Consider the following 6,553-nt stretch of genomic DNA (forward strand, 5'->3'; position numbering starts at 1 on the left):
CGCACAAAAGCTCACTTTGGTCGCTTCTGTGCTCCAACAAAAACTACTTTTTATCCTTGTGGGCTTTTCACTGCTATCTGGGCTAGGGCAATTGTAGTAAAAAGGAATTAATGTTTAATTTTTACAATAACGTACATTTACAATCCGTGCCAAACAAATCTAGCAAAATTACTACAGAATTAGAGTTAAAATCACAAAATGCATGACTCTCAACTATAAAATCAATCCACTCATCGATAAAACAGAATTATAAATTAACTTTTATTTAAGAGTTCTTTTTTTTTACTATTTTTACTCGATTGTAATTAAAAATACAAATACCTTGAAAGAAAAGAAATCTGGATTTTTTACTGTATTTTCTGAGATTAATTTCGGATTCAAGATACGAAATCTAGGTTATTTACCTAGATGGTTAATTCTATTGCTTGATCTTTTTATCGTATTAACTTCAGGAATAATAAGCTTTTTCCTTCTCAAAGGAATTAAATTAGAATTCATCCCAAAACCATTTATCGTCTATGGCTTGGCTTTTTATTTAGTAGTTAATTTATTCTTTTTTTGGATTTATAGAACTTATTCAGGAATTATCCGACATTCTTCGTACATCGATGCTATCAAGTTGTTCTTTTCCCAATTTTCAACTTTTGTAGTGTTGTTATTAGTCAATTTTTTTCTCCTTCTTTTGGATAAAAATAAATTGTACTTAACTACGGGATTGTTTATTAACGCAGTACTTTCTTTCAGTTTATTGTTCTTTTACCGAATAGTAGTTAAGCAAGTTTTTGAACGATACATCTCAGTTCCCAATGGAGTTAAGAAGAAAAAAGCCATTATATACGGTTCGGATGCCAATGCAATCGCTGTAGCCAATGCCTTAAATTCTGAAAATCCCGGTCGATTCAAATTAATCGGTTTCATCGATAAAAACAATTTGAATACTTCCAAAAGGATATTGAATTTACCCATTTATAAAATAACCAAAAGTATACCAGTGCTACTGCGCTATATTCACGCCGAAGCATTGATTATTGCTGATAAAAGTCTTTCAAAAGAAGAAAAATCAATCATTGTTGATGAATGTATTGATTATGGATTTAAAGTCTACACTATTCCAGTAATTACGGATTGGGACGATCAAAAAGAGATTTCCAAAAACATTAAAAGTTTTGAAATTCACGATTTACTAGAACGAAAACCAATTGTATTAGATACCAAACTAATTTCCTCAATACTCAATAATCAAACGGTTTTGATTACCGGAGCTGCAGGTTCAATTGGAAGTGAAATTGTTCGACAGGTTTTAGGATTTAAGCCCAAAAAAATAATCTTATTGGATCAAGCAGAAACACCACTCAACAGTTTATCACTTGAAATTTCTAGTGGCCAACACAATATTGAAGTGGCTAATGTTATTGCAGATGTCAAAAATAAAGAACTACTCGAGCTTATTTTTATGTTGCACAAGCCTGATGTTGTCTTTCACGCTGCAGCATACAAACACGTTCCCATGATGGAGGAAAATCCTGCACAAGCTATTTTTACTAACGTATTAGGAACCAGAAATGTGGCCGATTTATCGCAGAAATATCATGTAGACACCTTTGTAATGATTTCTACTGATAAGGCGGTAAATCCGAGTAGTGTTATGGGCGCAAGTAAACGAATAGCCGAAATGTATGTGCAATCGAAACATTTTAAACACAAACGACTTAAATCGGAACGATACACCAAATTCATTACAACACGTTTTGGAAATGTACTCGGTTCCAACGGTTCTGTTGTGCCATTATTTACAAAACAGATACAAGAAGGAGGACCAGTGACCATTACACATCCCGAAATCATCCGCTATTTCATGACCATTCCCGAAGCTTGTCAGTTAGTGTTAGAAGCATGTTCAATGGGAAAAGGAGGTGAGATTTACATATTCGACATGGGTAAACCAGTAAAAATCATTGATTTAGCAAAAAAAATGATTCGATTGGCTGGTTTCGTTCCCGATAAAGACATCAATATTAAAATAGTTGGATTGCGACCAGGTGAAAAATTGTATGAAGAATTGCTCAATGATTCGGCCAAAAATCTTGCTACACATCACGAAAAAATAATGGTGGCTGAAGAAGTTTGCGATGATTTTGAAATTGTAAGTCAAGCAATAGACGAATTAATAGCGACATCCAAAACAGCCAACAACGACAAGATTGTAAGTGTGATGAAACAAATTGTGCCCGAATTCAAGAGTTTAAATTCGGTTTTCCAAACTTTAGATATTGAGGTTAAAGATATTTTTACTTACAAAAACGAATAGAATTAAACACTAAGCCCTATATTTGTCACAGTTTTACACTTCATTAGTGTTTTTTATAAAATATTCTAAATTATGAATAAAAGTCAAGTAGTATTCTACCTTTTTATATTGATAACATTAAGTTCTTGTGTTTCGAAAAAGAAAATTATATACCTTCAAGGGCAACAAAATCAATCGTCTAATCAAGTTAATTATGAGCCGATAATTCAAAATGATGATTTATTGAGCATCACAATTTCTTCAGTTGAACCCGAGTTAGCAGTACCTTTTAATCTCGATCAATTGCAATCTGCTTCAGGATCTTCATCAACATCTAATAGCAAAACTACCTATTTAGTTGATTCTGTGGGCGAAATTGATTTTCCAGTTTTAGGTAAAATAAAAGTCGCAGGATTAACCAAAACAATCTTAAAGCAACAAATTAAAGATCGATTAGCATTGTATTTGACTGATCCGATTATCAACATTAGGATTGTTAATTATAAAATTTCTGTTTTAGGAGAAGTCAATAAACCAGGATCTTTTACGTTAAACGGAGATCGAATTACATTGTTAGAAGTTATTGCTAATGCAGGAGATTTAACGCTTTATGGTAAAAGAGATAATATTTTAATCATTCGCGATTACCTCGGAACCAAAACCTACAATAGAGTTGACATTACTAAAGCCGATTTTGTAAACTCTCCTTTTTATTATTTGGATCAAAATGATGTTGTTTATGTAGAACCTAGAAAGGCCAGAATAGATGGTACTGCAATTGGAGGAAACATCACAGCAATTATGTCAATTGCGAGTTTCTTGATCACAACAACTTTACTTTTAACACGATAATATGCAAGAATTACCGCAAAATACACAGCAAACTTCTAGTGTTTCTGAAACTAATATCAAAGACTTGTTGCTTGAGTATATTGTTTATTGGAAATGGTTTGTTATTTCTGGTATAGTTGGTTTATTGCTTGCTTATTTTGCTTTGAGGTATTCTACTACTCAATATGGAGTAGAAGCTTCAATTATAATCAAAGACGATAAAAAAGGAGGAAATAGTGAGCTTTCTGCGTTTAGCGACTTGAATATTTTTTCAGGAAAAAGCAATGTCGACAACGAGATGGCCATCCTTAAATCGAGAACACTTTCCCTAAAAGTAGTTGATGCGTTGGATTTAGATGTTAATTATTTTATTGATGGTCGTGTAAAAAAAACTGAGCTTTACGGAGATGAATCGCCAATTGAAGTACGATTTGTTACCAAGTCAAAGCGCTACATTGAAAAGGATACTACTTTTCATATTGAGCAAAACTCAGCAAATACAGTTATCATCTCGGATAAAAATAAACAAAACGGCAAACAATATAAAGTGGGTCAAATCATCGCTTCTGATATAGGAGAATTTATAATAGATATTAAGAACAGAGAATCCAATAGCAATAATGTCTATGTTGTAAAAAGAAAAAGCTATACTACAGCTAATTCTTTCTCGAAAAAACTCAGCCTTTTAAATGTTGGAAAAAACAATATTATCAACTTAAGTATTGTTGATCCAATTAAGAAAAGAGGAGAAGATTACATCAACGAAATTATTAAACAGTATAATATTGATGCAATTAACGACAGAAATAGTATTGCTGATAGTACTTCAAGTTTTATCCAACGTAGATTGGCCATTATTTCTAAAGAACTCAGTGATGTTGAAGATGAAGTGGAAGGATTCAAAAAAAGTAAACGTATTACTGATGTTGAGTCAGACGCTCAAATGAGTTTGTCTTCAGTGACTGGTTATGAAAAACAATTGCTGGATATCGATACTCAAGTAAAGGTGATCAATTTCATGCTCAACGTAGTCAATAATTTAAAAGAAGACGAAATTATTCCATCCAATTTATTGTCTAATGCCGATGTATCGACTTCATTTATTGATAAATACAACACTGCTGTACTTGAGAAAAAGAGGTTGTTGAAATCAAATGCTCAACAGTTTCACCCCAATATTGATCGATACGAACAACAAATTGAAGGTTACAAGGCTTCTGTTGAAGAGAGTTTAATCAACAAATTGGCTTCATTGAATATATCTAAAAACGATATTCGAAGATTAGAGAATAGATACGATAATAAAGTCTATGAAGTTCCAACCAATGAGAAAAACTTCAGAAAAATAGACCGTCAACAACAAATCAAGCAATCCTTGTACTTGTATCTTCTACAAAAAAGAGAGGAAACCGAAATAACGCTCGCGATCGCATCTCCAAAAGCAAAAATTGTTGATCCGGCTTACGTTACCGGACCAGTTTCGCCTAATAGAAACTTGATTTATTTAATAGCTCTTGCAATTGGAATGCTTATTCCGGCCGGAATTATTTATCTTATTAAGCTTTTAGATACCAAAGTTAAAACCAGACATGATATTGAAGGGAAAGTTTCTATTCCGTTTTTGGGTGATTTGCCAAAATCAGAATCCAACGAAGAAATTATTCAATCCAATAGTCGCTCAAGTTCTGCAGAAGCCATTAGGATGATTCGTACAAACCTCGAATTTATACTTTCTAATGTAGCAGAAAATAAGTGTAAAACCATTTTTGTGACTTCCTCCATCCCGAAAGAAGGAAAAACATTTTGTGCGATTAACTTAGCCACAACCATTGCTCTTTCGGGCAAAAAAATATTGATTGTGGGTCTCGATATTCGTAATCCAAAACTCGACAATTACATAGACTTGCCTTCCAAAGGGTTGACTAATTTTCTGTCTAAACCCAACGAAGATATTAATAATTACATCGTTAATGTAAAAGGATTTGAAAACTTCTATGCTCTTCCATCAGGAGCAATTCCACCCAATCCAGTAGAATTGTTAATGAATGACAAGATAACTGTGATGTTCAACGAATTGAAAGAAAAGTTCGATTACATTATTGTAGATACAGCTCCAGTTACTGTTGTAACGGATACATTGTTAATCGCCAAGAATGCAGATTCGTTTGTTTATGTTGTGCGTGCTAATTATCTTGACAAACGCATGCTTAAAATAGCCGAAAACTTGTACAGAGATAAAAAACTCCCTAATATGTCGCTGATTTTAAATGATACTGATACTCAAAAATCAAGTGCATATGGTTATGGCTACGGTTACGGATATGGTTACGGCTACGGCTACGGTCAAGAAGTAGTAAAGAAAACATTTATTGAAAAAGTAAGGGATTTTTTCAGTAAAAAGAAATCTAGTGACTAAAGAAACTATTGTTCTTCATTAAGGAAGATAAATTGTGATGATTTTTAAGTAGTACTTTGGTTTTTAATGATTTAACGTGTTTTTGATGGTGTACATCCGAACCCACAAAATCATATAAATTTTCATTTAATAATCGTTGAGCAATCTTCGTAACTCCTGTTCCATAATATCCTGTTGTTGACAGCAAGTTCAACTGAAATAAACAACCACTCTTTTTCAATTTATAAAACTCATCAAAATTGTTTCCGTAAAACAAATAACGTTCTGGGTGTGCTAAAACAGGTTTGTATCCTTGAACCTGAATCTCAAAAATAATATCATACAATTGAATCGGTGCATTCAAATACGACATTTCTATTAATACGTAATTTTCTTTCAAAGAAAGTAGTTTTTCACCCTGTTTGATTCGTTCAAAAAAAAACGAGTCAATCATGTATTCTGCAGCAGCTTTTAATTCGATTTCATTCAGCAAAAGCTTTGTTTCCTCAAGTTTTGAAGTGATGCTATTGAAGGTGTTGTCCCAAATACCAGTGATTATGTGTGGAGTAGTTATGAATTTTGAAAATCCGATTTGCTTTAAATCATTTATTAAATTTTTTGTGTCTTCACTATCTTTTGCACCATCGTCAATTCCGGGCAATAAATGCGAATGAATATCAACATAATCGACTGGAAGTAAATCAGATAAAATTGGTGCGCTTTTTTTGAAGAATAGCATTGATTAAAGTTTTTTGCAAAGTAACAAATATTAATTAAAAGTACAGTTTCAATTAGTATAGTTATACTTAATTACTATATTTGTTTTGTGATTGAAAACACAATAAAATGGTGTCTTCTTTTAATTTTAAATGATTTAATGAGTGCTTCACAAGAGTCAAAAGACTGGGATTTAATAATAAAAGGTCATTCGTCACTATTTGATGTTAATTTTGGCGATTTATGGCGTTACCGCGATTTGCTTTTGATGTTTGTAAAACGCGACTTTGTTAGTTTTTACAAACAAACTATTTTAGGACCGC

At 32.5% G+C, this 6,553-nt stretch carries 4 protein-coding genes; 3 read left to right on the forward strand and 1 reads right to left on the reverse strand.

Annotated elements, in window-relative coordinates:
* Positions 1–322 precede the first annotated feature (322 nt).
* The 3 genes from VK161_RS13725 to VK161_RS13735 all read left to right on the forward strand — a co-directional run bounded on the left by VK161_RS13725 (position 323) and on the right by VK161_RS13735 (position 5,534).
* Positions 323–2,308: a nucleoside-diphosphate sugar epimerase/dehydratase gene (locus VK161_RS13725; protein ID WP_324215362.1), complete on the forward strand. Its 1,986-nt coding sequence runs from the start codon at positions 323–325 to the stop codon at positions 2,306–2,308.
* 72 nt (positions 2,309–2,380) lie between these two features.
* Entirely contained in the window at positions 2,381–3,139 is a 759-nt protein-coding gene (locus VK161_RS13730) for a polysaccharide biosynthesis/export family protein (RefSeq protein WP_324215363.1), read from the forward strand.
* 1 nt (position 3,140) lies between these two features.
* Positions 3,141–5,534: a GumC family protein gene (locus tag VK161_RS13735; RefSeq protein WP_324215364.1), complete on the forward strand. Its 2,394-nt coding sequence runs from the start codon at positions 3,141–3,143 to the stop codon at positions 5,532–5,534.
* Here the strand turns inward: VK161_RS13735 and VK161_RS13740 are convergent.
* Positions 5,524–6,252, reverse strand: a complete 729-nt coding sequence (locus VK161_RS13740; protein ID WP_324215365.1) for a tyrosine-protein phosphatase — start codon at positions 6,250–6,252, stop codon at positions 5,524–5,526. The genes VK161_RS13735 and VK161_RS13740 overlap by 11 nt on opposite strands.
* Positions 6,253–6,553: the final 301 nt, after the last annotated feature.

Source organism: Flavobacterium sp. (genome assembly GCF_035299245.1).
GTDB lineage: Bacteria > Bacteroidota > Bacteroidia > Flavobacteriales > Flavobacteriaceae > Flavobacterium.